This is a genomic window from Lentzea sp. JNUCC 0626 (assembly GCF_043632865.1).
Taxonomy (GTDB): Bacteria; Actinomycetota; Actinomycetes; order Mycobacteriales; family Pseudonocardiaceae; genus Lentzea.
Map to the genome: position 1 here is coordinate 3,732,927 of NZ_CP171635.1, position 24,718 is coordinate 3,757,644.

The 24,718-nt window shown below is 69.5% G+C and carries 24 protein-coding genes and 1 pseudogene; 14 read left to right on the forward strand and 11 right to left on the reverse strand.

Annotated features, from left to right (window positions below; genetic code table 11):
• Positions 1 to 2 precede the first annotated feature (2 nt).
• The gene (locus tag JNUCC0626_RS15795) at positions 3 to 2,174 is read left to right on the forward strand and encodes an MMPL family transporter (RefSeq protein WP_394620509.1); all 2,172 of its coding nucleotides are present in this window, start codon (positions 3 to 5) and stop codon (positions 2,172 to 2,174) included.
• 303 nt (positions 2,175 to 2,477) lie between these two features.
• On the opposite strand, the gene JNUCC0626_RS15800 is transcribed toward JNUCC0626_RS15795, so the two are convergent.
• From JNUCC0626_RS15800 to JNUCC0626_RS15820, 5 genes are all read right to left on the reverse strand, one after another.
• The gene (locus JNUCC0626_RS15800; protein WP_394620510.1) at positions 2,478 to 2,816 is read right to left on the reverse strand and encodes a DUF6292 family protein; all 339 of its coding nucleotides are present in this window, start codon (positions 2,814 to 2,816) and stop codon (positions 2,478 to 2,480) included.
• A gap of 79 nt (positions 2,817 to 2,895) precedes the next feature.
• Complete coding sequence (locus JNUCC0626_RS15805; RefSeq protein WP_394620511.1) at positions 2,896 to 3,657, reverse strand: TerC family protein; 762 nt, start codon at positions 3,655 to 3,657, stop codon at positions 2,896 to 2,898.
• Positions 3,658 to 3,695: 38 nt separating this feature from the next.
• Entirely contained in the window at positions 3,696 to 4,733 is a 1,038-nt protein-coding gene (locus tag JNUCC0626_RS15810; protein ID WP_394620512.1) for a sporulation protein, read from the reverse strand.
• Positions 4,734 to 4,760: 27 nt separating this feature from the next.
• Positions 4,761 to 5,858, reverse strand: coding sequence for a hemolysin family protein (locus JNUCC0626_RS15815; protein ID WP_394620513.1), 1,098 nt, complete (start codon positions 5,856 to 5,858; stop codon positions 4,761 to 4,763).
• Positions 5,855 to 7,096 (reverse strand): hemolysin family protein, encoded by a 1,242-nt coding sequence (locus JNUCC0626_RS15820; RefSeq protein ID WP_394620514.1) that lies wholly within the window; start codon positions 7,094 to 7,096, stop codon positions 5,855 to 5,857. Before JNUCC0626_RS15820 ends, JNUCC0626_RS15815 begins: the two co-directional genes overlap by 4 nt.
• A gap of 109 nt (positions 7,097 to 7,205) precedes the next feature.
• Between JNUCC0626_RS15820 and JNUCC0626_RS15825 the strand changes: the two genes are divergently transcribed.
• Entirely contained in the window at positions 7,206 to 7,601 is a 396-nt protein-coding gene (locus tag JNUCC0626_RS15825; protein ID WP_394620515.1) for a MerR family transcriptional regulator, read from the forward strand.
• A gap of 58 nt (positions 7,602 to 7,659) precedes the next feature.
• Positions 7,660 to 9,339: pseudogene (locus tag JNUCC0626_RS15830) on the forward strand (dihydroxy-acid dehydratase); the annotation flags it as partial.
• A gap of 159 nt (positions 9,340 to 9,498) precedes the next feature.
• Here JNUCC0626_RS15830 and JNUCC0626_RS15835 read toward each other — a convergent pair.
• On the reverse strand, positions 9,499 to 9,681 hold the full coding sequence (locus JNUCC0626_RS15835) for a zinc transporter Slc39a7 (protein WP_394620516.1): 183 nt from the start codon (positions 9,679 to 9,681) through the stop codon (positions 9,499 to 9,501).
• Positions 9,682 to 9,794: 113 nt separating this feature from the next.
• Between JNUCC0626_RS15835 and JNUCC0626_RS15840 the strand changes: the two genes are divergently transcribed.
• The 5 genes from JNUCC0626_RS15840 to JNUCC0626_RS15860 are packed head-to-tail and all read left to right on the forward strand — an operon-like array spanning position 9,795 to position 14,706.
• The gene (locus tag JNUCC0626_RS15840) at positions 9,795 to 11,360 is read left to right on the forward strand and encodes an ABC transporter substrate-binding protein (protein WP_394620517.1); all 1,566 of its coding nucleotides are present in this window, start codon (positions 9,795 to 9,797) and stop codon (positions 11,358 to 11,360) included.
• Positions 11,357 to 12,337 (forward strand): ABC transporter permease, encoded by a 981-nt coding sequence (locus tag JNUCC0626_RS15845; protein WP_394620518.1) that lies wholly within the window; start codon positions 11,357 to 11,359, stop codon positions 12,335 to 12,337. The genes JNUCC0626_RS15840 and JNUCC0626_RS15845 overlap by 4 nt, the downstream gene beginning before the upstream one ends.
• Entirely contained in the window at positions 12,330 to 13,214 is an 885-nt protein-coding gene (locus JNUCC0626_RS15850; RefSeq protein ID WP_394620519.1) for an ABC transporter permease, read from the forward strand. The genes JNUCC0626_RS15845 and JNUCC0626_RS15850 overlap by 8 nt, the downstream gene beginning before the upstream one ends.
• Positions 13,208 to 14,110: an ABC transporter ATP-binding protein gene (locus JNUCC0626_RS15855; RefSeq protein WP_394620520.1), complete on the forward strand. Its 903-nt coding sequence runs from the start codon at positions 13,208 to 13,210 to the stop codon at positions 14,108 to 14,110. The genes JNUCC0626_RS15850 and JNUCC0626_RS15855 overlap by 7 nt, the downstream gene beginning before the upstream one ends.
• The gene (locus tag JNUCC0626_RS15860; protein WP_394620521.1) at positions 14,104 to 14,706 is read left to right on the forward strand and encodes an ABC transporter ATP-binding protein; all 603 of its coding nucleotides are present in this window, start codon (positions 14,104 to 14,106) and stop codon (positions 14,704 to 14,706) included. Before JNUCC0626_RS15855 ends, JNUCC0626_RS15860 begins: the two co-directional genes overlap by 7 nt.
• Here JNUCC0626_RS15860 and JNUCC0626_RS15865 read toward each other — a convergent pair.
• From JNUCC0626_RS15865 to JNUCC0626_RS15880, 4 genes are all read right to left on the reverse strand, one after another.
• Positions 14,696 to 15,220, reverse strand: coding sequence for a class F sortase (locus JNUCC0626_RS15865; protein WP_394620522.1), 525 nt, complete (start codon positions 15,218 to 15,220; stop codon positions 14,696 to 14,698). The genes JNUCC0626_RS15860 and JNUCC0626_RS15865 overlap by 11 nt on opposite strands.
• A gap of 1 nt (position 15,221) precedes the next feature.
• Positions 15,222 to 15,959 (reverse strand): DUF4397 domain-containing protein, encoded by a 738-nt coding sequence (locus JNUCC0626_RS15870; protein ID WP_394620523.1) that lies wholly within the window; start codon positions 15,957 to 15,959, stop codon positions 15,222 to 15,224.
• An 82-nt stretch (positions 15,960 to 16,041) separates the two neighbouring features.
• Positions 16,042 to 16,791: a hypothetical protein gene (locus JNUCC0626_RS15875; protein WP_394620524.1), complete on the reverse strand. Its 750-nt coding sequence runs from the start codon at positions 16,789 to 16,791 to the stop codon at positions 16,042 to 16,044.
• Positions 16,792 to 16,817: 26 nt separating this feature from the next.
• Positions 16,818 to 17,942: a GAF domain-containing protein gene (locus tag JNUCC0626_RS15880; RefSeq protein ID WP_394620525.1), complete on the reverse strand. Its 1,125-nt coding sequence runs from the start codon at positions 17,940 to 17,942 to the stop codon at positions 16,818 to 16,820.
• Between the two features lie 128 nt (positions 17,943 to 18,070).
• On the opposite strand from JNUCC0626_RS15880, the gene adh reads away from it, so the two are divergent.
• From adh to JNUCC0626_RS15910, 6 genes are all read left to right on the forward strand, one after another.
• Positions 18,071 to 19,594, forward strand: a complete 1,524-nt coding sequence (adh, locus tag JNUCC0626_RS15885) for an aldehyde dehydrogenase (protein ID WP_394620526.1) — start codon at positions 18,071 to 18,073, stop codon at positions 19,592 to 19,594.
• Positions 19,594 to 19,944 carry a DUF779 domain-containing protein gene (locus tag JNUCC0626_RS15890; RefSeq protein WP_394620527.1) on the forward strand — a complete coding sequence of 117 codons (351 nt, stop codon included), beginning with the start codon at positions 19,594 to 19,596 and terminating at the stop codon, positions 19,942 to 19,944. Before adh ends, JNUCC0626_RS15890 begins: the two co-directional genes overlap by 1 nt.
• 183 nt (positions 19,945 to 20,127) lie before the next feature.
• On the forward strand, positions 20,128 to 20,982 hold the full coding sequence (locus JNUCC0626_RS15895; RefSeq protein WP_394620528.1) for a hypothetical protein: 855 nt from the start codon (positions 20,128 to 20,130) through the stop codon (positions 20,980 to 20,982).
• On the forward strand, positions 20,979 to 21,722 hold the full coding sequence (locus JNUCC0626_RS15900) for a hypothetical protein (RefSeq protein ID WP_394620529.1): 744 nt from the start codon (positions 20,979 to 20,981) through the stop codon (positions 21,720 to 21,722). Before JNUCC0626_RS15895 ends, JNUCC0626_RS15900 begins: the two co-directional genes overlap by 4 nt.
• Before the next feature lie 169 nt (positions 21,723 to 21,891).
• Positions 21,892 to 23,163: a hypothetical protein gene (locus JNUCC0626_RS15905; RefSeq protein WP_394620530.1), complete on the forward strand. Its 1,272-nt coding sequence runs from the start codon at positions 21,892 to 21,894 to the stop codon at positions 23,161 to 23,163.
• Between the two features lie 94 nt (positions 23,164 to 23,257).
• Positions 23,258 to 23,644, forward strand: coding sequence for an SgcJ/EcaC family oxidoreductase (locus JNUCC0626_RS15910; protein ID WP_394620531.1), 387 nt, complete (start codon positions 23,258 to 23,260; stop codon positions 23,642 to 23,644).
• 20 nt (positions 23,645 to 23,664) lie between these two features.
• Here JNUCC0626_RS15910 and JNUCC0626_RS15915 read toward each other — a convergent pair whose 3' ends face one another.
• Positions 23,665 to 24,684 (reverse strand): chitinase, encoded by a 1,020-nt coding sequence (locus JNUCC0626_RS15915; RefSeq protein WP_394622041.1) that lies wholly within the window; start codon positions 24,682 to 24,684, stop codon positions 23,665 to 23,667.
• Positions 24,685 to 24,718: the final 34 nt, after the last annotated feature.

Consider the following 24,718-nt stretch of genomic DNA (forward strand, 5'->3'; position numbering starts at 1 on the left):
TCATGGCGAAACTGCTCTACAAACTGGGAATGGGCACCCACCGGCGCCGCCTTCCGGTCGTCCTGATCTGGCTGCTCGTGCTGATCGGCTCCGGCGTCGGCGCGTTCACGCTCGGCGGTGAGACGTCCAACTCGATGTCGATCCCCGGCCAGGAGTCCACGACCGCCCTGGAGCGCATCCAGGAGACGTTCGGCTCGGGTGAGACCGCGCAGGCCAAGGTCGTCGTGCAGGCGCCCAACGGCCAGCAGTTGCCGCAGCACGTCAAGGCGATCACCGACCTGGTGGCCGACGAGGCGGCGCTCAAGGGGGTCACGTCCGCGACCAACCCGCTGGACCCGGCCGCGCCGAGCGTCAACCGCGAGCTGACCGTCGGCTACAGCACCGTCACCTACGACGTGAAGCCCGGTGAGGTCACCGACGAGCAGCGCGCCGAGCTCACCAAGGCCGTCGACAAGGCGCGTGCGGCGGGGCTGACCGTCGAGCTCACCGGCACCGCGATGCAGGAGACGCCGCACGTCGGCGGCATCACCGAGGCCATCGGTGTGGTGCTCGCGCTGGTCGTGCTCGCGCTGACCTACGGCTCGCTCGTGACCGCCGGCATGAACCTGCTGAGCGCCGGCATCGGCGTCGGCATCGGCACGCTCGGCATCACCATCGCGACCGGGTTCATGGACCTGCAGTCGACCACGCCGATCCTGGCGTCGATGCTGGGTCTCGCGGTCGGCATCGACTACGCGTTGTTCATCATCAACCGCTACCGGCAGGAACTGCGCCGCGGCTCGGACGTAGGCCACGCCGTCGCGACCGCCGTGGGCACCGCCGGGTCCGCCGTCGTCACCGCCGGTCTGACCGTCGTCATCGCGCTGGTGGGTCTCGCGATCGCGGGCATCCCGTTCCTCACGCAGATGGGCGTCTCGGCCGCCGCCACGATCGTCGTCGCGGTCCTGATCGCGATCACGCTGGTGCCCGCGGTGCTGAGCATGCTCGGCCGCCGCGTGCTGACCCGCAAGGAACGCGCCGCGACCGCCGAGAACCCGGTGGAGCCGAAGGACCGCGGTGTCATCCGCGCCTGGGCCGGTGCGATCACCCGCAACCGCGTCGTCGCGCTGCTGCTGTCGGTCGTCGCGCTCGGCATCGTCGCGATCCCGGTGGCGTCCATGGACACCACGCTCATCCAGAAGCCGCCGGCCAACTCCACCCAGGAGCGCGCGGACCAGATCCTCGCGAAGGGCTTCGGCGAGGGCTTCAACGGCCCGATCATCGTCCTGTTCGAGGGTGACGGCGCCGCCGCGACGGCCACCAAGGCGTCCGAGCCGATCACGAAGCTGTCCGACGTCGCCCTGGTGACGCCCGCCCAGCCGAGCCAGGACGGCAAGTCCGCGCTCGTCACCGTGATCCCGAAGTCCGGCCCGGACACCGTGGAGACCGAGAAGCTCGTCGCCGACCTGCGCGCCGAACTGTCCGATGTGGAGGGTGGCAAGGCCTACGTCACCGGTGCCACCGCCGTCAGCGTCGACGTGGCCACCTCGCTCGACAAGGCGCTGCCGATCTACCTCGCGGTCGTCGTCGGCCTCGCGCTCGTGCTGCTGATCCTGGTGTTCCGCTCGCTGCTGGTGCCGCTGGTCGGCGTCCTCGGCTTCCTGCTGACGATCGGCGCGTCGCTCGGCGCCACGGTCGCGGTGTTCCAGTGGGGCTGGCTCGCCGACGCGGTCAACCTCGACGGCACCGGCCCGTTGATCAGCCTCACGCCGATCCTGGTGATCGGCATCCTGTTCGGCCTCGCCATGGACTACCAGATCTTCCTGGTGTCCCGGATGCACGAGGCGCACCACCGCGGCGCCAAGCCGATCGAGGCCATCACCACGGGCTTCCGCCAGGCGGCCCCGGTCGTCGTGGCCGCGGCGCTGATCATGTTCTCGGTGTTCGCGGGCTTCGTCCCGGCGGGCGAGCCGACCGTGAAGTCGATCGCGTTCGCCCTGGCCGTCGGCATCTTCGTCGACGCGTTCGTGGTCCGCATGGTGCTGGTGCCCGCGGCGCTCGCCCTGCTCGGTGAGCGCGCCTGGTGGCTGCCGAAGTTCCTGCGCTGGCTGCCGGAGCTCGACGTCGAGGGCACCGCGCTGGACGAGTTGGAGACCAAGAAGGACAAGAAGGACGAGGAGCCGGTCACCGTCTGACCAACTGCTCACCGAGGTCCGTCATGCCCGCGATCTGATCACGGGCATGACGGACCTTTTGGTTGTGTGGCAAGAGTTCGGCTCTCAGGGCAACAACCCGGCGGCTGGGCGACCGGCACCACCACGTTATCGGCGCCGGCGTCGGGGACGGCGAGTACGAGATCGAGTGCCCCGAGTGTGAGAGGTCGACGAACGCCCGTTGCGGCCCGCGGATCCCGCGACGTTGACCGGCCTCGGCCGCCGGGCCTGCGACCTCACCACCCAGCACGGCCAGGACGACACGGTGCTGCGGTACCTGTTCGGTCAGGCGACCTGTCCGGGGTGCGAGGCGGACCTGACGGTCTTCGACGAGCTGCTGGTCATCAAGTCGAGCTGACCGCGCACCCACCGCGCGACCGTGTGCGGTGGTGGTTCGACGGCTCCGCCGAGCCTGGCCACCACGGTCAGCTCCGCGCCGTTCTCGACGGCGAGCGCCCACCCGCGGCCCTCGGTCCACAGCAGGGCGACGTCGCCGGAGTGGCCGGGCAGAGAGCCGTCGACCGCGACGTACACCCGCAACGGCTTGAGGTTCTCGACGCACGAGGACTCGCCGCTCAACCCGAGCTCTCTCGTGACTCGCAGTGCGTAGTCAAGCGCCAACACGTCGCCCTCCGTCCAACCGGGGTAGCAACGCCGACTGCTTGACGCAGAGCGTGGCTACCCCAGTGGGCGGAACGCAAACTCAGTCGGCGCTCTTGGCCGAGTTCTTGACGTAGGTGCCGTGCAGCTCGACCGGCTTGTTGTTGCGCCGGGCGCGCATGCGCAGGTTCAGGAACTCCACGAACACCGAGAACGCGATCGGCCCGTACACGTACCCCTTCGGGATGTGCTGGTCGAAGCCCTCGGCGATCAGGCTGCCGCCGATCAGCAGCAGGAACGACAGCGCGAGCATCTTCACCGTCGGGTGGCGGTTCACGAACTCCGAGATCGCCTTGGCGGAGAACAGCATCACGACCATCGCGACGACCACGGCCGCGATCATGATGCTCAGCTCGTCGACCATGCCGACCGCGGTGATCACCGAGTCGAGCGAGAAGACGATGTCCAGCACCAGGATCTGCGCGATCACCGCGCCGAACGAGACGACCTTGCGTTCCTTGGAGTGGTCGGCGCCCTCGAGCTGTTCGTGGATCTCGAAGGTGGCCTTGCCGAGCAGGAAGAGCCCGCCCAGCAACAGGATCAGGTCACGTCCCGATATCTCCTGGCCCCACACCGTGAACAGCGGCGCGGTCAGCCCGATCACCCACGCCAGCGAGGCGAGCAGGATCAGGCGGGTGACGAGGGCCAGCGAGAGGCCCACGACCTGGGCCTTGCGCCGCTGTTCCTCCGGCAGGCGCCCGGCCAGGATCGAGATGAAGATGACGTTGTCGATGCCCAGAACGATTTCGAGCAGCAGCAGAGTCGCGAACGCGACCCACAGCTCCGGGCTCGTCATCCACTCCATCAACGGGTCCTTTCAGGTCGTGAGCTCGCCGAAACCGCTTACTCGCCCCCGAAGTCGTCGCCGCCGGAGTCCTCGAACATGTCGTCCATCATCTCGCCGACGACCATGCCGCCGACGACACCGGCGGCACCGGCCGCGATGACCGTGCCCATGCCGGGACCGCTGCGGTGGTGGCCGCCGTGGTGCCCGTGCTGGCCGTACGGGTCGTGGTGACCGCCGTGCTGCGGGTAGCCGTGCTGCGGCTGGCCGTAGCCGGGCTGGCCGCCGAACGCGGGGTTGTGGCCGCCGAACGCCGGGTTCGCGTGGCCGCGCTGGGCGATCTGCGCCAGCCAGCCGTTGATCGCGGACGCCCAGTCGGTGCCCTGCGCTTCCTGGTGCGTGGCGCGGAAGTGACCGAACGAGTCACCGCCGGACGAGAACATGCCGCCGCGCTTGTCGGCCTCGAGGATCACGTACAGCTCGTGCGGGGTCGCCACGAACGTGAGCTCGACCTGCTGGATCTGGCCCGCGAACTGGCCGGGCGGGAAGAACTCGATCTCCTGGTAGAAACCCAGCTCCTGCGGCACGCCGTGCAGGCGGCCGGCCTCGACGTCCGCGCTGCGGAACTGGAAGCCGAGCTGCCCGAACGCGTTCAGCACCGCGTCCTGCGACGGCAGCGGGTGCACCAGGATCGGGTCGAGGTCGCCCTTGTCCGGGGCGCCCGCGATCACGAGCTCGGTCCGCACGCCCACGGTCATGCCGGGCAGCTGGCCACCGCCGACCGCCGTGATCGGGGTCTCCCACGGGATCGGCAGCTGGAACGGCACCGAGACGGGCTGGCCCGCCGCGACCCGCACGCCCTGCGCCACGACGACCCGCAGGAACTCGGACACGCCGCCGTACTCGTGGTCACCGTGCTCGACCTCGACGCGGGTGACGAGCGACAGCACGACCTGGCCGATCTCGGCGTCCGCGCTGCCGCCCTGGATGCGCACCTGCCCGGTGACGACCTGACCGGGGGTGGCGTGCGGCGAGTCCAGGACGGTGTCGACAGACGGGCCGCCGACGCCGAACGCGCTGAGCATCCGCTTGAACATGTGCGTTTCCTCTCTAGGAAACTCCGGTCAGCGGACGCTGACCGGACGGGTGTCGGTTTCGTCCTCGAAGTCGCCGATCAGCTCTTCGAGGAGGTCTTCAAGTGCGGCAATACCAGTGTTTGACGGCCGCTCCTCCGGAGACGGCGGCTCGTTCGCCGGGAAGTCGGCCGACCGACGCGAACTCGCACTGTCCTCAGCGACCATGGCGAGCTGGGCGCGGGCTTCTCGCATCGCCGTCACGGCTTGGGCCACCGGCATCGACGCCGGAAGAGTGAGCACCGGGCCCATCAGCTCGCGGGCCGGGGGATTCTCGCCGCGGGCCGTGGCGCGCATGGCCTCGCGGATGTGCACCAAGCCCACGTAGGCGCCGTCGGCATCGACGACCGGGAAGCGCGACCGTCCACACTGGAGGCTGCGCTGCTCGATCTCCCGCGCGGTGACGTCCTCGGTGACCGTCGACGTGTCCGCGATCGGCACCATCACCTCGCGCACGGTCGTGCGCTGGACCTGGAGCATCCGCGTCAGCAGCCGCTGCTCGGCCTCGGGGATGAGGCCGTGCTCGGCGGACTGGCGCAGCAGCATCCGCAGGTCGTCCGGCCGGTGCGCCTGCGCCAGCTCGTCCTGCGGCTCCACCTTCAGCAGGCGCAGCAGGCCGTTCGACACCGCGTTCAGTCCACTGAGGAGCCAGCGGACCGAGCGGGCGAACGCGCGGAACGGCAGCGCCAGGATCAGCGCGGACTTCTCGGGGTGCGCGATGGCCCACGACTTGGGCGCCATCTCGCCGACGACCATGTGCAGGAACACCACCAGCACCAGGCTGATCGCGAACGCGATGCCGTAGGCGAACGCCTCCGGCAGACCCGTCCACGCCAGGGCCGGTTCGAGCAGGTCCGCGACGGCCGGCTTGGCCAGCGCGCCGAGACCCAGGGTGCACAGCGTGATGCCGAGCTGCGCGCCCGCGAGCATCAGAGAGAGCTCGCGGATACCAGCCACGGCGGCACGGGCCGCGCGGGACGTTTCGGCGGCCTGCTCCAGCCGGTGCCGCTTCGCCGCGATCAACGCGAACTCGGCGGCCACGAAGAAGCCGTTCAACGCCAACAGCAACACAGAGATCGCGATGCTCATCGGGACAACACCACCGTGTCGGGGACGTTGCGGGCGACGGTGGTGACCACCAGGCGCACGCCGTTCATCTCGATCTCGTCGCCGGCCTCGGCCACGCGGCCGAGCTGGTGCAGCACCAGGCCGGACACCGTGTCGTAGGCGTCGTCGGCGGGCAGTTCCACGCCGGTGACGTCCTCGACCTCGTCCAGCCGCATGCGGCCGGGCACGCGCCAGTCGTCGCCGACCTTCTCGATCATGGTGGCGACGTGGTCGTCCTCGTCGTGGATCTCGCCGACGAGTTCCTCGGCCAGGTCCTCCAGCGAGATCACGCCGGCGAACCCGCCGAACTCGTCGACCACGCAGGCGAGCTGGCGGCGTTCGGTGCGCAGGCGTTCCAGCACGGCGGGCAACGGCAGCGTCGCCGGGACCACGAGCGCGGGCGAGGCGATCTTCTCGATCGCCGTCGTCGAGCGCATCTCGGGTTCCAGGGTCAGCACCTCGCCGAGCCCCACGACACCGCGCAGGTCGTCGAGGTCCTCACCGACCACGGGGAACCGCGAGTTCCCGGTGTCCAGCAACGAGACCACGCGCGAGGCGGGCTCGTCGAACCGCACGGTGTGGACGTTCACGCGCGGCGTCATCGCCTGTTCCGCGACGAGTTCGCGGAATCCGATGCCGTGCTCCAGCAGCCGGGTCAGCTCGGGGTCCAGGTGGCCCTGCTCCCCCGCGTCCTCCACGATCTGCCGGAAGTCCTCGGGCGTCGCACCCTGCGGCAACTCCTCGACGGGCTCGATGCCGATCGCGCGCAGCAGCCGGTTCGCGGCGGCGTCGAACAACCGGATCACCGGACCGGCGATCTTGAGGTACACGAGGGTGGACCCGCTCAACGCGAGCGCGAGCTGTTCGGGCCGCGCGATCGCGAGGTTCTTCGGCAGCAGCTCACCGAGCACCATCTGCACGAACGTCGCGAACGCCAGCGCGATCACCATGGAGCCGGGGATGCCGAGGCCCGCGCCGAGCAACGGCTCGGCCACGTAACCCACGAGCAGCGCCGTCACCGTGATGCCGAACTGGGCACCGGACAGCATGAACGAGAGCTTCTGCGTCACGCGATAGGCACGTTCGGCGGCCTTCGAGCCACCCTCGGCCATCTGCTGCAAACGGCCGCGATCGACCGCCATGTACGCGAACTCCTGGGCAACGAAGTACCCGGTGGCCACCGTCAGCACCACGATGGCGAGCAAGCCGGATGCGATCAACAAGGCGCACCCGGCCCAGTACTACAGCCGTCTACATCGGCTTCTTCAGGCATGTTTCCAACAGTAGCACGTAGCACTGTATGGTTTGCGGAGACGGGAGGTGATCGTTGTGTCGGAAGCGCTGCTGAAGATCGGTGAACTCGCCGCACGGGCGGGCGTGAGCATCCGCACCGTCGACTACTACACGACGCTCGGCCTGATCAGCCCTGCTCAGCGCACCGCCTCCAACTACCGCCTCTACCGCGCGGACGACGTGGACCGCATCCACCTCGTACAACGCCTGGAGGTCCACGGTCTTCCCCTGGAGGACATCGCCCGCGCGTTCACGGCCGGTCCGGCCGACACGGCGGCGGTGCTGGGGCAGATCGACATGGACCTGCGCACGTTGCAGGAGTGCGCGGACGCGGCGTCGCCGGAGATGCACGGGCTGCTGTCGGTGATCGCCAACCGGGTGCACTCGCTGATCACCATCGCTTTGCAACTGCCGCCGGACCTCCCGATGTAGTTAGGTTCGGGGTGGACCGCGAGGAGGCGCCCCGATGGGACTGCGCAGCGAGCAGTAGTACGCCGGTGACGACCGCAACGCCTACATCCACCGCGCCTGGATGCGCCGCGGCGTCCCCTCGGACGGGTTCACCAGACCGCAGATCGCCATCGCCAACACCGCCTCCGACCTCACGCCGTGCAACGCGCACCTGAACGAGGTCGCGCAGTCGGTGTCCAACGGCGTGTACGAGGCCGGCGGCATCCCGCTCAACCTCCCCGTGGTGTCGCTGGGCGAGACCAACGTCCGCCCCACCGCGATGCTGTGGCGCAACATGGCCGCGATGGCCGCCGAGGAGATGCTGCGCGCCAACCCCGTGGACGGCGTGGTGCTGCTCGGCGGGTGCGACAAGACGATCCCGGCGTTGCTGATGGCCGCCGCGTCCGTCGACATCCCCGCCGTGGTGGTGCCGGGCGGGCCGATGCTGACCGGCACGTTCCGCGGCACTCCCCTGGGCTGCGGCACGGACGTGTGGCGCCTGTCGGAAGAGGTGCGCGCGGGCACGTTGTCGCAGGAGGCGTTCATCAGGTCCGAGTCGGCGATGATCCGCAGCCGCGGCCACTGCAACACGATGGGCACGGCGTCGACGATGGCGCTGGTGGCGGAAGCACTGGGCACCACGGTTCCCGGCGTCGCGGGAACTCCGGCGCCGGACAGCCGCCTGCTCGAAGCCTCGCACGGCACCGGACGGCTCGTCGTGGAGCTGATCGAGAAGGACCGCAGGCCCAGCACGTTCCTCACGAAGGCGAGCTTCCACAACGCGATCGTCGCGCTGGCGGCGATCGGCGGGTCGACCAACGCCGTGGTGCACCTGCTCGCGATCGCCGGGCGTCTCGGTGTCGACCTGACGCTGGACGACTTCGACCGCATCGGCTCCGGCGTGCCGCTGCTCGTGGACCTCCAGCCCGCCGGGCGGTTCCTGATGGAGGACTTCCACCGCGCGGGCGGGCTGCTCGCAGTGCTCAAAGAAGTCCGCGACCTGCTCGACCCCGACGGCGTCACGGTCACCGGACGGCCGCTGGTCGACCACCTCGACGACGCGCCGATCTGGGACCCCGAAGTCATCCGCACGCGTCAGGAGCCGATCATCGCCGAAGGCGGGATCGCGGTGCTGCGCGGCAACCTCGCGCCGTCCGGGGCGTTGATCAAACCGGCGGCCGCGTCCGCGCACCTGCTGCAGCACCGGGGCAGGGCCGTGGTGTTCGACAGCATCGAGGACTTCCACGCCCGCGTCGACGATCCCGATCTCGACGTGGACGCCGACTCCGTGCTGGTGCTGCGCGGGTGCGGGCCGCGCGGTTATCCGGGCATGCCGGAGGTGTCGAACATGCCGTTGCCGAAGAAGCTGCTGGAACAGGGCGTGCGCGACATGGTCCGCATCTGCGACGGGCGCATGAGCGGCACCGCGTACGGAACGGTCGTGCTGCACGTGGCACCGGAGGCGGCGGCGGGCGGGCCGCTCGGGCTCGTCCGGACCGGCGACGTCATCGTGCTCGACGTGGAGAACCGGCGGATCGACGTGGAGGCGCCGGACTTCCTCCAGCGCTCCCCCAGCCCGGCGATGACGGACGCCTTCGCGTCACCGAAGCGCGGCTGGGAACGGCTCTACGTCGACCACGTCCTGGGCGCGGACACCGGAGCCGACCTGGACTTCCTGATCGGCTCCAGCGGCAGCGAGGTCACGCGCGAATCGCATTAGGCCCTGTCCTGCAAGTCCGTTGGGCGACAGTAGCGGCCGAGGGAGCCGGAGACGGCACCGCCGCGACGCCCGAATACGCCCGGTATGAGGGCGTCGCGGCGGCGCCGTCTCCGGCTCGCTCGCCCGCGCCTCTCACCGAACGAACTTGCAGGACAGCGCCTAGTGCGAATGGTCGTGCTCTTCGACGTGTCCCGCGTCGTGCACGTGCGCGTGTGAGTGCGTCGAACCGCCGTGCGTGTGGGTGTGCTCGTGCTCCACGTGGTCGTGCGCGTGCTCGCCGTGCGGGTGCGTGTGAGTTACGTCGCCGTGGGTGTGTTCGTGAGTGTGTACGCCGCTGGTCATGGCGGAGATGCTGGCACGCCTCTGACCTGCGCGCAGTGGTGCCAGGTATTGCTTGTTGCAAGTTGCTTGCTGTTAGCTGCTCCCGGCAAGACGGACTTCCGGGGAGGAACTGCATGCGGCGAGTGGCTTTGGTGGCCCTGGTTCTGCTGGCGGGGTGCACCTCACCCGACGGCGAGACGACCGCTTCGGCCACGTCGATCGTGATCGGCGCGGGCGGGGAACCGGAGAACCTCAACCCCGTGCTCGGCTACGCCCCCGACGGCGCGGCCAAGATCTTCGACGGGCTCGTGGCGCGTGACGCGTCACTCGCGCTGAAGCCGGCGCTCGCGACCGAGCTGCCGACGGCCTCGGCGGACGGTCTGAAGTGGACCGCCAAGCTGCGCAAGGACATCACGTTCTCCGACGGCACCCCGCTCACCGCCGACGACGTCGTGTTCACCTACAAGTCCGTGGTGGACAAGAAGGTGAACTCCACGATCGCCTCGCGGTTCGACGCGCTGAGCGACGTCAAAGCCGTCGACCCGGCCACCGTCGAGTTCACGCTCTCCTACCCGTACGCGCCGTTCGCCCAGCAACTCGCGCTCGGCATCGTGCCCGCCGCGAAGCTCACCGGCCAGGACATCAACACCGCCGCGTTCAACACCGCCCCGGTCGGCACCGGCCCGTACACCGTCACCGAGTGGCGCAAGGGCGACCGGATGGTGTTGCAGGCCAACGAGAAGTACTGGGGCGGCGCGCCCGCGATCAAGTCCGTGACCGTCGTGTTCGTGCCCGACGACAACGCCCGCGCGACCCGGATGGCCGCCGGCGAGTTCGACGGCACGGTGCTGCCGCCCAAACTCGCCCAGACCTACCGCGACCGGTCCGGGTACAAGATCGTGCAGAACCCGTCAGCGGACTACCGCGGCCTCGGCATCCCGTCCGAGCTGCCGCTCACGTCGTCGCCGCAGGTCCGGCGCGCGATCAACCTCGGCATCAACCGCCAGGCCATGATCGACGCCGTGCTGGCCGGGTCCGGCAAGCCCGCCTCCACGCCCATCTCCCCATACCTGAAGGACTGGTACGACGAGGGCTCGGCGTTCACGTACAACGTCGCCGAGGCGGAGAAGCTGCTCGACGAGGCCGGTTGGCGCAAGGGCGCGGACGGCAAGCGCGCCAAGGACGGCCAGCCCGCCCGGCTGCCGGTGCTCTACCCCGCCCCGGACGTGCTGCGCAAGGAACTCGCGCTGGCCACGGCGTCCGACATCGCGAAGCTCGGCATCGACGCGCCGGTCGAGGCGACGACGTTCGAGATCATGCTGCAACGCCAGAAGGAAGCAGCGTCGGTGTGGGGCGGCGGCGACCCGTACGACCCCGACACCGCCGCGTACACGTTGCTGCACTCGCGCTACGCGGGCCAGCAGGGCTACGTGAACATGACGCTGTACAAGAACTCCACTGTGGACACCGCACTCGACACCGCGCGCCGCAGCCTCGACCCGGCCGCCCGCAAGAAGGCCTACGACGATTTCCAGAAGGCGTACTCGGCCGACCCGGGCTGGGCGTTCCTGGTGTTCCTCGACCACACGTACGTCATGCGGGACAAGTGGAACGGCCAGGAGACCCAGGTCGAGCCGCATGACCACGGCCTCGTGCACGCCGTGTGGTGGAACCTCGAACGCTGGACGCCCAAGTCGTGACGCGCGGCAAGGCGATCGGCCGGCTCGCGTTGCGGCGGCTGGCCTTCGCGGTCCCGGTGCTGCTGGTGGTGAGCTTCGCGTTGTTCGTGCTCGCGAAGCTCAGCCCGTTCGACCCGATCGAACGCTACTTCGGCGTGCGGATCATCGGCGCCTCACCGGAACGTGTGGCGCAGCTGCGCGAGAACTGGGGCGTCGACGAACCCGTCGTCTCCCAGTACTGGGCGTGGCTCACGCACGCCGTCACGGGTGACCTCGGCGACTCCCTGTCGTTGCAGCAGCCGGTGTCCGCCGTGATCGGCGACCGTCTCGGGTGGACGGTGCTGCTGGTGTCGGTCGGCTTCACGCTGGCGCTGGTGCTCGGTCTGCTGCTCGGCACGCTCGCGGCGTGGCGGCAGGGCTCGTGGCTCGACCGGTCGATCACCGGCGGCTGCTACGCGCTGGAGGCCGCGCCGGTGTTCTGGCTCGGGCTCGCCGTGCTCTACGTCTTCGCGTTGCAGCTGCGGTGGTTGCCCGGCGGTGGCGTGACGACCGGGTCGGCACCGCCGTCGGTCGGCGGGGTCGCGGTGCACATGGTGCTGCCGGTGACCGTGCTGGCGATCTCGCAGGCGCCGTGGTTCGTGCTGTTCGTGCGGCAGAACCTGCTCGAATCGTTCACGCAGGACCACGTGATCGGGGCACGGGCACGCGGCCTGCCGGACCACCTCGTGGTGTCCGGGCACGCGCTGCGCACCTCGCTGCTGCCGTTCCTGACGCTGCTCGGCGCCCGGCTGCCGGAGTTGATCACCGGCGCGTTGCTGGTGGAGACCGTGTTCTCGTGGCCCGGCATCGCCCGGGCGACCGTGGAGGCGGCGCTGAACGTCGACTTCGCGCTGCTCGGCGCGCTGACCGTGATGGCGACCGGCGTGGTGTTGCTGGGCAACCTGCTGGCCGACGTCCTGTACGCCCTGGCCGACCCGAGGGTGGCGCTCGATGGCTGACCTGACCTGGCGTCCCGCCCCGCGCAGCCGTCTCACGGCCGCGTCGCCGCCCCGCTCGCCGAAGTGGCGGCTGCTGCCGTCCGCGATCGTGCTCGGCGTCGTCGCGGTGATCGTGCTGGTCGTGCCGTTGTTCGTGGAGCTCAACGAGCAGTACGTCGACCTCGCGATCGCCAACCAGCCGCCGTCGGCCGCGCACCTGTTCGGCACCGACGAGCTGGGCCGCGACGTGTTGCTGCGCTGCGTCTACGCGTTGCGCGTCTCGTTGACGGTCGGTGTGGTGGCCGCGGTGATCTCGGCCGTCGTCGGCACCGCGGTCGGCGCGCTGGCGGGCTCGATCGGCGGCTGGTTCGACCGCGTGCTCATGCGGGTGGTCGACGCGATCGCCTCGGTGCCGCACCTGTTGCTGGGCATCGTGATCGTCGCGATCCTGCGGCCGAGCCTGCACGCCGTGATCATCTCGATCGCGCTGACGCACTGGCTCACGGCCGCCCGGATCGTGCGGTCCGAGGTGTTGTCGTTGCGCGGCAGGCCGTTCATCGACGCGGCGATCGTCGGCGGCGCCACCCGGTTCCAGGTGCTCACGCGGCACCTGCTGCCGAACGTCGCCCCGCAGGTGCTGCTCGCGACCACGTTGATGGTGCCGCACGCGGTGTGGCACGAAACCGCGTTGTCGTTCCTGGGCCTCGGGCTGCCGCCGCACGCGGCCAGCATCGGCAACATGATCAACGACGCCCAGCGCTCGTTGCTGCTCGGCGGCTGGTGGATGTCCCTGGCACCGGGCCTGATGCTGATCATCACGACGCTCGCGGTGTCCGGCGTGAGCGGCGTGTGGCGGGACCGGCTGAACCCCAAGCGGCGCACGGAGTTGACGTGGTGAACCTGGAGATCGACCGGGTGTCCGTGCGGTTCGCGCTGAAGAACGCGACCGTGCGGGCCGTGAACGACGTGTCGTTGCGGATCAGGCCGGGCGAGTGCGTGGCGCTGGTCGGCGAGAGCGGCTGCGGCAAGACGGTGCTGGCGTCGGCGCTGCTCGGGTTCCTGCCCGGCAACGCGGAAACGTCCGGCAGCGCGCGGCTCGGCGACGTGGACCTGCTCGCGGCGTCCGACCACGAACTGGCGACGACCGTCCGCGGCCGCAAGATCGGTCTCATCCCGCAGAGCCCGGCGAGCCACCTCACGCCCGTGCGCACCGCCCGTTCGCAGCTCGAAGAAGCCGCCCGGATCCTCGGCGGGGACGCTCTTCAGGCAGCGGAACGCGCTGGTCTGCTGCCCGAACACCTCGACCGCTACCCGCACGAGCTGTCCGGCGGCATGGCCCAGCGGGTCGCGAACGCCCTCGCCCTGGTCGGCAACCCGCCGTTGCTGATCGCCGACGAACCGACCACCGGCCTCGACCGCGACCTCGTCGACGGGCTGCTGGAGGAGTTCCGCCGGCTCGTGGACGACGGGCACGCCGTCCTGCTGATCACGCACGACCTGGCGGCGGCGCACAAGGTCGCCGACCGGATCGCGGTGATGTACGCGGGCCGGATCGTCGAGGTCGGCCCGGCGCACGAGGTGCTGGACAACGCGCGGCACCCGTACGCGCGCGGCCTCGCCAATGCTTTGCCGGAACGGGACTTCGTGCCGGTTCCCGGCCAGCCTCCCCTGCTCACCGACCTGCCGTCGGGGTGCGCGTTCGCCCCGCGTTGCGACCAGGCCACCGCGATCTGCGAGGACCGCCCCGTGCTGACTGACGACCCGCACGCCGTCGCGTGCCACCTGCCGTGCTGACCGGGACCGGCATCACCGCCGGCTACCGCGGCCCGGTGATCACCGACGTCGATCTCACCGTCCACCCCGGACAGACGGTCGGGCTGGCCGGGCCGAGCGGGTCCGGCAAGTCCACTTTGGCCCGTGTGCTCGCGTTGCTGCACAAGCCGTTCGCCGGGACCGTGCAGATCGACGGCGAGACCGTCACCGGGTTTCGGTTCCAGGCCCGGCAGCGCACGAAGATCGGTGTGCTGTTCCAGCAGCCCCGGCTGTCGGTCGACCCGCGGTTCACGTTGCGGCAGGCCATCGCGGCGCCGGGCGGTGACCGGGTGGACGAGCTGGCGGAGTTGGTGATGCTCACCGACGACCTGCTGGGCCGCCGTCCGCACGAGGTCAGCGACGGCCAGCTGCAACGCGCGTGCCTCGCACGGGCACTCGCGTTGAACCCTCGCTACCTGATCTGCGACGAGATGACGACGATGCTGGACGCGTCCACGACGGCCGCGCTGGTCGGCGTGATCCGCGAGTACCAACGTGAATCCGGCGCCGGAGTGCTCGCGATCTCGCACGACGCCACGTTGCTGAACCGGTGGGCGGACGAGACCGTCAGACTTTGAGCACCGCGTCCACGATGACGTTGTTCTTGTAGCTGCCCGCGGCCCGGTCGAAGTCGCCGCCGCACGTCACGAGCCGCAACTCCGACAGTGGCGTCGGCCCGTAGACGGCCTCGGTGGGGAACGCGGTCTTGTCCGTGGTGTGCGTGCCGCTGACGACGAACGTGAGCTTGCTGCCGTCCTCGCGTTCCACGAACACCTCTGCGCCAGGCTGCAACTCGGGCAACCGGAAGAACACCCCGGGCCCGGTCTTCGAGTCGACGTGCCCGGCGATCACCGCGGGCCCGGCGTCCCCCGGAGCGACCCCCTTGGCGAACCACCCGGCCTTGTCCGCGCGCGTCGGCGGTTCCAGCACCCCGGCCGAGTCGACCTTCAGCGACTCCAGCGTCGTGTCGACCCCGATCGACGGGATCAGCACCGTCACCGGCTCCGGCGCCTCGGCGTCACCGGGCCCCTTGACCACGTAGATCAGCGTGACCAGCACCGCCACACCCATCAGCAGCTTGCCCTTGGCCATGTCAGCCGAACCGGAACAACCGGCCGCGCACCGCGAACATGGCGACACCGACGATCAACGCGATCACCAGCGCGGTCAGCCAGTCCCAGCCGCCCGCCATGCCGCCGAACCCGGTCTCCTGCCCGCCGCTCGGCACGACCTCGGCGCCCTTGGCGTCGGTCCGCAGCTCGATCCGCCGCGCGTTGACCAGAAGGGAGTACACGCCCCCGGCTTCGAGCGGTGCGTCGAGCTTCGTCGAGTCCTTGCCCTTCTGGAGCACCTCGAGGGCGTCCGGACCGGGCGGCACCAGCACGTACCCGGTCGAGGAGGTCGGCTGCACACCCCGGTGCACCATCGTGGCGCCCCGCTGCAGGTCCGTCTCCGCGTCACCCGCGTTGATCACCCGGATCCGCGCCTGACCGTTCGGCGGCTGGCTGATGTCGTCGTCCAACGTCCTCATCGAGGACGCCATGTCGATGACCGTGTAGGCCTGCCCCGCCGTCGCCCGCACTGTCACGGACCGCAGCAGCGGACTCCCCGGTTCCGACATGCGGAACTCGACGACGTGCTCGCCCGGCTCGACCCGCCGGTAGTCCCAGAGCTCGGCGAAGTCGAGGGTGCCCAGCTTCGTTCCGTCGAGGACGGCGTCGACCCGCGCCTGGTCCATCGAGAAGTGCCCGAGGCGCACGTACGTACCCGTCGCGGCCTGCGCGGGCGTGGCGCTGAGCAGCAACAACAGCACAACGGCGAGCACTCGCACGCGGACCCCTCCCCTCACCGGACGCGCTCTAACGATAACTCCTGATCAGCGTCTGGTGAGGGTCGGTGGTCTTTGAGCTGCGCTAACTCCGGACGAACCGGTCTGTCACGTCCTCGCCGTCGGGCAGCACCGCGAACAGGTCCACCGGTGTCCGCTGCGAGACCATCTCGCTGCGGTGCAGCCGCTTGAGCTTGTCCCGCGCCACCACGACCCGCTCGCTCGGCGCCGACAGCACGAGCACCGGCACCGCGCCCTGGGCCACGTGCGCGGCCACCCGGTCGGTGTGCCCGCGCCCGAACTTGAGCACCTTGCCGTACCGCACGAGGTAGAGCAGGGACGTGTCGCCGCGCAGGCGCTTGAGGCGACTCACCTCGCCTGTCTCGTCGTCGCGGCCCCACGTGCCGTGCGACTTCGTCAGCCACCGGTACCCGGTCCACGGCAGGCCGTGCACGTCCGTCGCGAGCACCGTCCACCCCGGCCTGAAGTACTTGGCCAGGCGGATCTTCACGGTCGTCGCCGCGAGGAACTCGGAGTTCTCCCGCCAGGTGCCGTCGAGCTCCAGCCGGTGCGCGATCTTCTGCACGGCCGGGTCCGGCACCGACCTGTCGTCCAGGCACACCAGGCACCTCGTGCGCCAGCCGGCGCCGCACGACCGCGCGACACCGCACCAGCCGCACTGCTGGATCTGCACCTCGGCACCGCCCGGCCGGTCGTGCAGGACCTTCATCTGGTCCGCCACGATCAGCAGGCACGGCCCGCACAAAGCACACCACGCGACCTCGGTGACCTCTTTGCGCGGCAACCGGGTCATGCAGTTGATGCACTGCTTCACTGTCCGCCCTCCCCTTGCGGGAAAGCCTATTCCAGCGCCCTTCGCAGGCGCGAGGAGACGAGCGCGTGACGAGGATCGGTCACCGGGAGCAGCAGGTGCAGGCGTTCGAGCACCTCGACGTCCTCGCCGCTGTCCGCGAACGACAGCAACGCGTCGAGATCTCCCCGTTCCAGCACGCCCCTGCGCACCGCGGCGGCGAGGTCCACCCGTTCCTCGCGGACCACGGGCGCGTCCGAACGGGGCAGCAGATCGCCGCTGTAGTGCCGGGTGGCCTGGCCCGCGTCGCCGGTCCGCAGCGCCGTCCGCACGTCCAGGAAGTCGCCGCGCACCACCGCGTCGAGCCGATACGGCCTCGTCAACAGGACACCACCGAGCTGCGCACGCAGCCTGTGCAGCTCCGCGCGGACCGTGGTCGGGTTCCCACGTTCACCATAGAGCAACAACGCGAGTTGTTCCGCCGTGAGTCCCTTGGGGTGCAACGCGAGCGCCGTCAGCACCTCGGCGTTGCGCAGGGTCAGGGTGAGCGGCCGCCCGTCGAGGTCGGCGTTCAGCCCGTTGAGGAAGTTCAACGTCAGCACGTGCTGACGTGGCGCGAACTGCTTGAGGTGGTGCGTGGCGAGTTGGGCGGCGGCGGACACGAGCTGCGCGACGGCCGGGTGCATCGTCTTGAGCGGGCCGCTGACGTCGACGACCCCCAGCAATAACCCCGTGTGGGGGTCCAGGATCGGGCTCGCCGCGCACGTCCAGCCGTGGTAGGTGCGCACGAGGTGTTCGCGCGAGTGCACGGTGACGGAACGGCCGGTCGCGAGCGCGGTGCCCATGGCGTTCGTGCCGATGACGTCCTCGCTCCAGCGCGACCCCTCGGTGAGGTGGACGCGTTCGGCGCTGTGCCGCACGCCGTTGTCGCCCTCGCACCACAGGATGGTGCCGCGGGTGTCGGTGACGATCATGATCGTGTCGTCCATCGACAGCGTGTTCGTCAGCAACGGCACGGTGTGGGCGAGCGGGTGCGCGCCGCGCAGGTCCGCGATCTCGTCGGGCGCGTAGACCACCGGAGCCTCGTGCCGGTCCGGGTCGACGCGCGCGGCCAGGGAGCGCCGCCACGACTCGAAGATCACCGGACGTGCGGCACCCAGCTCGACTGGGTCCATTGGTCCAGGATGCAGGCCGTACCACGTGAGCGGCAAGCCTGCGGTTAGTCCTTTCGGATGCAACGTGCGTGAAACGTTGCCGGTTCTACGTTCGCCGCCTGTTCGCAACGACGCGGGAGGCAGGGCGCATGGCGAAGTACGCGGCTCCAGGACAACCGGACAGCGTGGTCACGTATCGCGACCGGTACGACCACTTCATCGGTGGCGAGTACGTGCCGCCCGCCAAGGGCCAGTACTTCGCGAACCCCACCCCGGTGACCGGTGAGGACTTCACCGAGATCGCCCGCGGCACCGCCGACGACGTCGAACGCGCGCTGGACGCGGCCCACGGCGCCGCCCACGCGTGGGGCAAGACGTCGGTCGCCGACCGCGCCAACGTGCTGAACAAGATCGCCGACCGGATCGAGGCCAACCTCGAGATGCTCGCGGTCGCGGAGACGTGGGAGAACGGCAAGGCCGTCCGCGAGACGCTCGCCGCCGACCTGCCGCTCGCGGTCGACCACTTCCGCTACTTCGCGGGCGCGTTGCGTGCCCAGGAAGGCGGCATCTCGCAGATCGACGAAGACACGGTCGCCTACCACCTGCACGAGCCGCTCGGCGTCGTCGGGCAGATCATCCCGTGGAACTTCCCGATCCTGATGGCGGTCTGGAAGCTCGCCCCCGCGCTGGCGGCGGGCAACGCCGTGGTGCTCAAGCCTGCGGAGCAGACGCCGGCGTCGATCCACGTCCTCATGGAACTGATCGCCGACCTGATCCCGCCGGGCGTGCTGAACATCGTCAACGGGTTCGGCGTCGAGGCGGGCAAGCCGCTCGCGTCGTCGCGCCGCGTCGCGAAGGTGGCGTTCACCGGCGAGACGACCACCGGCCGGTTGATCATGCAGTACGCCAGCGAGAACATCATCCCGGTGACGCTGGAGCTCGGCGGCAAGTCGCCCAACGTGTTCTTCGCGGACGTGGCGGCGCAGAAGGACGCCTTCTACGACAAGGCACTCGAAGGCTTCACGATGTTCGCGCTGAACCAGGGCGAGGTCTGCACGTGCCCGTCGCGGGCGTTGGTGCAGAGCGACATCTACGACTCGTTCATGGCCGACGCGGTGGAGCGCACGAAGGCGATCAAGCAGGGGCACCCGCTCGACACCGAGACCATGATGGGCGCGCAGGCGTCCAACGACCAGCTCGAGAAGATCCTGTCCTACATCGACATCGGCAAGCAGGAAGGCGCGCGCGTCCTGACCGGCGGCGAGCGCGCGGACCTCGGCGGCGAACTGTCCGGCGGCTACTACGTGACGCCCACGATCTTCGAGGGCGACAACAAGATGCGGATCTTCCAGGAGGAGATCTTCGGCCCGGTCGTGTCCGTCGCCCGCTTCTCCGACTACGACGACGCGATGAAGACCGCCAACGACACGTTGTACGGCCTGGGCGCGGGTGTGTGGTCGCGTGACGGTTCCGTGGCGTACCGGGCGGGCCGCGACATCCAGGCGGGCCGCGTGTGGGTGAACAACTACCACGCCTACCCGGCGCACGCGGCGTTCGGCGGCTACAAGCAGTCCGGCATCGGCCGCGAGAACCACAAGATGATGCTCGACCACTACCAGCAGACCAAGAACCTGCTCGTCAGCTACTCCCCGAACGCCCTGGGCTTCTTCTGATGCCCCGCGTCGACCTGACCCCTGAGGCCGCGGACGTGCTCCGCGGCCTCAGGGCCGACCACGGCGAGTTGATGTTCCACCAGTCCGGCGGCTGCTGCGACGGCTCCGCCCCGATGTGCTACCCGCTCGGGGAGTTCCGCACCGGCGGCTCCGACGTGCACCTCGGCGATCTCTCCGTGGACGAGTTCGTCGTTCCTGTGTGGATGTCCGCGGCGCAGTTCGAGTACTGGAGCCACACGCACCTGACGATCGACGTCGTGCCCGGCCGTGGGAGCGGTTTCTCGCTGGAAGCACCGCTTGGAATACGTTTTCTGGTGCGCTCCCGACTGCTGACGGACGAGGAGCTCTAGGTCGTGTCCCGAAAGTCCGTCCGGTGACAGGCGCGGGCGAGAGACCCGCAGTCGACATCGCCGCGTTGCCCTCATACCGGGCCGTATTCGGGCATCGCGGCGATGTCGACTGCGGGGCCCTCGGCCGCTACTGCCGCCCGACGGACTTTCGGGGCACGGCCTAGGCCCCACTAGTCTCTGCGCATGACCGTCCAATGCGGATGCTGCGGAGCCGAGATCACCTCTACGGACCGCATCGACTACAGGTTGAACCGTCCGGAGCAACTGCTCGGCGTGCCGGCCGACCAACTCGGCGCGCCCACCGGCGGCCTGCTCGTCGGACCGGACGGTGCCTCCTACCTCCGATGCCTGCTCCCGGTTCGGCTGACCGGCGGAACCGAGATCGTGTTCGGCGCCTGGACGAGAATCAGCAAAGTCGACGCGATGTACGCGCACGCCGTGTGGGACAACGACGAGCAGTACGCGAACCTGCGCGTCTCCGGCACGTTCGCGAACGTCATCAAGCCCTGGGACGTGTTCGGGACCGCTGTCGAGGCCACCGTCCTCAACACCGACGAGCTGCCGTACTTCACCTCGCACCCGTTGCTGGAGCGGGAATGGGACCGCGACGAGGTGCTGTGCCGCATCCGGCACCCGTTGCCCGTGCCCGTCCGCGAGACCCTCGGCGAGGTCTGGTCCATCGAACGCACCGAGGGCATGCGCTGCGTCGTGGACGGCCGCACGGTGAGGTTCACGAGCCCGGACCGCCGGGTCGCCCTCGACGTCTACGCCGACCTCACCGGCGGCAGCGTGAGCGACTTCCTCGGCGCGGTCCTCGACGGCTACCCCGCGAGCGCCGAGCACTCCGTCACGCACGACGGCCCGGAGTTGCGTCACGCGTTCTGGCTCAGCGAGGTGATCGACGGCCACGAGGAACAGGTCTTCCACGCCCACGTCGTCCGCCCCGGCACGATGATCTCCGTTCGCTGCGTCCACCGGTACCCGGTCGATCGCGCGTGGGCGCAGCACGTGCTCAACAGCGTCCGGTACGTCGGGTGACGGCCTGCGCCTGCTGCGGCGCCGAAGTCGACGAGTCCGGCGCCATCGACCTCGACCTCGGCCTGCCGCCCGGCGTCACGTCCCCGTCGTTCGCGGCCGGTGGCAACGTCCTGTTCGCCGGTTCCGACGCCTACGTCCGCTGCGTCCTGCCCGTGGAACTCACCGGCGACCTCGAACTGTGGTTCGGCGCCTGGATGCAGGTGTCCCCGGACCAGGCGCGACACGCGGCCGACGTCTGGGACGGCCCCGGCTACGCGTCGCTGAAGTTCACCGGCACGTTCGCCCACGACCTCAAACCGTGGGACGGCCTGCGCGGCGTACCCGTCACCGCCGAGGTCCGCGAGCCCGGCGACCTGCCCGAGTACGTCAGCCACCCGTTGCTCGGCACGACCGCGGACCGCGACGAGGTGCTCAGCGGCTACCTGGTCGCGTTGCCGATCTCGATCCGCCAGAAGCTGCCCGGCACGTGGAGCATCGAACGCACCGCGGGCCTCACCCCCGCACGTGCTGGAGGAGGGCCTGCGGTTCGCCGGTCCGGGCCGCGCGGTCTTCGTGGACGTCCGCCGTGCTCAGGGCACCCCCGCTGCCCAGTTCCTGGAGATGGCGCTCGACGGCGCGCCTGCCGTGCCGGAGTCCCAGCGGTTCTCCGTGCAGGACGGCGTGGAGTTGCGGCACGCCCTGTGGCTGGAGTCGGCGTCGGGGCAGCAGGAGTTCCACGGGCACGTGGCGCGGTTCGGTGAGATGCTCGTCGTCACGTGCGTGCACGATGATCCCGCTGACCACGCGTGGGCCCGGCACGTGCTCGACAGCGCCCACTTCCGGCGCGTGACTCGCTCGTAACGTCAGGGAAATCCCAAGTTTGTGTGAGTGAACTGGACCACTTATCCGGGCGGACTGACTATTCCCGCCATGAACGTCCTGCTGGCATTCGCACTCACCGCGAGTCTCACGTCGCCGGTGCACCTGCCTCCGACCGCACCGTGCCCGGAGAACGTCCCCGCCGGCACCACCTGTTACGAGGGCCGGGACCCCAACGGCGCGTACTACACGATCGCCGTGCCGAAGAACTGGAACAAGACGCTCGTCGTGCACTCGCACGGTGGCCCTGACCTCGGCGAGCCCACGCCGGAGCGCACCCGTGACGACCTGAACCGCTGGGCCGTCATGGTGAAGGAGGGCTACGCGTGGGCGGGCACCTCGTACCGGCGCGGCGGCTACGGCACGCGGATGGCCGCCGAGGACACCGACAACCTGCGCAAGATGGTCGTCGGCATGCTCAAGCCGTCAAAGGTCTACCTGCACGGCCAGTCGTGGGGCGGCAACGTCGCGGCCAAGACCATCGAGCTGTACAAGGGTTATGACGCCGCGTTGCTGACGAGCGGCGTGATGGCGGGCGGCACCCGCGGCTACGACTACCGCGTCGACCTGCGCGTGGTCTACCAGTACTACTGCGGCAACCACCCGCGGCCGTCCGAGGAGCAGTACCCGCTGTGGCAGGGCCTGCGTCCCGGTTCCACGATGACGACCGCCGGACTGCGCGGCCGCATCGAGGAGTGCCTCGGCGTCGCCGGCAGCCGCACGGCCGTGCAGCAGCAGAAGCTGAACGACATCCTCGCGGTCACCAAGATCCCCGAGGAGACCCTGAACTCGCACCTGAACTTCGCGACGTTCACGTTCCGCGACATCGTCCACAACCGACTGGGCGACCGAAACCCGTGGAGCAACAAGGGTGTCGTCTACAAGGGCTCGCACGACGACAAGGCCTTGAACGCCGGCGTCGAACGCTTCTCCGCCGACCCCGCCGCGCGTGCCGAACTCAGCTACGACAGCGACCTGACCGGCAAAATCAACATCCCCGTGCTCTCGGTCCACGCGATCGGCGACCCGACCGCGTTCGTCGAGCACGAGTCGGCCTACCGCGACACCGTGCTGAAGGCGGGCCGCTGGTACAACCTCGTCCAGACCTTCACGACCGAGGCCACGCACAGCGCGTTCAGCGACTCCGAGTACGCCGCGGCGATGCAGTCGCTGGCAGCGTGGGAGAAGTTCGGCCTGCGCTCCAACCCGTTCCTGATCTCGGCGGCCTGCCCGAGCCACGACCGCAAGTACGGCACGGGCTGCTTCTACAACCCCTGGTACAAGCCCGCTTCCTACGAGTCCAGGGTCGCACCCCGCAAGTGACCCTTCCTGTGGTCCGGCTCGCGCACCGTCCCCTCCTGGCGGTGCGCGAGCCGGGCCTTGACCTCCAGCGCGCTGGAGGTACGAAGCTCTTGTCATGAGCGATCTTTCCGACATCGAGAACCTCGTCGCCACCGTCCAGCACTCGCAGCAGAACGAGCTCGCCGAGGAGTTCATCGGCCTCTTCCGCTCCGACGCCGTCTGGACGACGGCACACGGCAAGCGCCTCACCGGCAGAGACGAGATCGCCTCCTTCACCCGCCAGGTCCTGCCCGGCGCGACGAAGGAGGCGACCGCCACCTACGAGGTGGCCCACGTCCTGTTCATCCGGCCCGACGTGGCGGCCGTCAAGATCCGCCAGCGTCCGGTCCGCCCCGACGGCACGGTGATCACCGACCAGAACGAGGGCTCACCGCTCTACATCCTGTCCAAAGAGGACGGTGCGTGGCGCATCGCCGCCGGCCAGAACACCATCGTTCTCTAGAGGTGTAGTTCGGAACGCGACTAGCGTCCCTGCAACGACTTCACCTTGTCGCCGAAGGTCCAGCTCTTGGAGCCGTCCCAGTTGATGGACCAGGTCATGAGCCCCTTGAGCTGGCCGCCGAAGCTGTTCCACGCCTGCCCGACCAGCGTCGGGTTCATGTAGCCGCCACCGGCCCCCGGCTGCGCGGGCAACCCGGGAACCTGCTTGTCGTAGGGCACCTTGATCGTGGTGCCCTGCACGACCAGCCCCTTGTTGAGGCACTGCGTCTGCGCCACGAACCCCTGCACGGTCCCGGCCGAGTAGCTGTCACCGGCGCAGCCGTACATGGACCCGTTGTAGTACTGCATGTTCAGCCACCACAACCGGCCGTTGTCCGCGTACTTCTTGATGATCGGCAGGTACGCACCCCAGATCGACCCGTACACGACACTGCCGCCCGTCACGTACGCGGTCTCCGGCGCCATGGTGAGCCCGAACCCTTGCGGCATCGCCGCCAGCACACCGTCGATGATGCGAATCAGGTTGGCCTGCGACGCCGACAACTGGTTGATGTTGCCGCTGCCCACCAGCCCGGTCTCGATGTCGATGTCGATGCCGTCGAAGTTGTACTTCTTGAGGATCGGCACCACCGTGGCGACGAACCGGTTGGCCACCGCCGCCGAACTCAGGTCGATCCCCGCCGCTGCCCCACCGATGGACAGCAGGATGGTGGCCCCGTTCGCCTTGGCCGCACACATCTCGGCCGGCGTCGCCACCTTCACGTTGGTGTCCATGCCGTCTTCCCACAGCACGGTGCCGTCGGACCGGATCACCGGGAACGCCGCGTTGATGACGTTGTAGCCGTGCTGCTTGATACGACTGTCCGTGATGGGCGTCCAGCCGAACGGCGGGTGCACGCCGTTGGACGCGCCGTCCCAGTTCTCCCAGTAGCCGTGCAGGACCTTGCCGGCTGGGCGGGGTTTGAGGGCGCAGGTGTCGGCGGCCTGGGCGGTGGTGGCCGGGACGAGCAGGGTGCTCATGAGCAGAAGCAGGGCGGTCATTGCCCTCAGCAACATGCGGGCAGACATTCGCTCA

Coding starts and splice junctions, on each gene's coding strand:
- JNUCC0626_RS15810 (WP_394620512.1), bottom strand. CDS start 4,733: ATGTTCAAGCGGATGCTCAGCGCGTTCGGCGTCGGCGGCCCGTCTGTC.
- JNUCC0626_RS15840 (WP_394620517.1), top strand. CDS start 9,795: ATGCGGCGAGTGGCTTTGGTGGCCCTGGTTCTGCTGGCGGGGTGCACC.
- JNUCC0626_RS15910 (WP_394620531.1), top strand. CDS start 23,258: ATGAGCGATCTTTCCGACATCGAGAACCTCGTCGCCACCGTCCAGCAC.
- JNUCC0626_RS15795 (WP_394620509.1), top strand. CDS start 3: ATGGCGAAACTGCTCTACAAACTGGGAATGGGCACCCACCGGCGCCGC.
- JNUCC0626_RS15835 (WP_394620516.1), bottom strand. CDS start 9,681: ATGACCAGCGGCGTACACACTCACGAACACACCCACGGCGACGTAACT.
- JNUCC0626_RS15905 (WP_394620530.1), top strand. CDS start 21,892: ATGAACGTCCTGCTGGCATTCGCACTCACCGCGAGTCTCACGTCGCCG.
- JNUCC0626_RS15890 (WP_394620527.1), top strand. CDS start 19,594: ATGCCCCGCGTCGACCTGACCCCTGAGGCCGCGGACGTGCTCCGCGGC.
- JNUCC0626_RS15865 (WP_394620522.1), bottom strand. CDS start 15,220: ATGGCCAAGGGCAAGCTGCTGATGGGTGTGGCGGTGCTGGTCACGCTG.
- JNUCC0626_RS15915 (WP_394622041.1), bottom strand. CDS start 24,684: ATGACCGCCCTGCTTCTGCTCATGAGCACCCTGCTCGTCCCGGCCACC.
- JNUCC0626_RS15805 (WP_394620511.1), bottom strand. CDS start 3,657: ATGGAGTGGATGACGAGCCCGGAGCTGTGGGTCGCGTTCGCGACTCTG.
- JNUCC0626_RS15850 (WP_394620519.1), top strand. CDS start 12,330: ATGGCTGACCTGACCTGGCGTCCCGCCCCGCGCAGCCGTCTCACGGCC.
- adh (WP_394620526.1), top strand. CDS start 18,071: ATGGCGAAGTACGCGGCTCCAGGACAACCGGACAGCGTGGTCACGTAT.
- JNUCC0626_RS15880 (WP_394620525.1), bottom strand. CDS start 17,942: ATGGACCCAGTCGAGCTGGGTGCCGCACGTCCGGTGATCTTCGAGTCG.
- JNUCC0626_RS15895 (WP_394620528.1), top strand. CDS start 20,128: ATGACCGTCCAATGCGGATGCTGCGGAGCCGAGATCACCTCTACGGAC.
- JNUCC0626_RS15815 (WP_394620513.1), bottom strand. CDS start 5,858: ATGAGCATCGCGATCTCTGTGTTGCTGTTGGCGTTGAACGGCTTCTTC.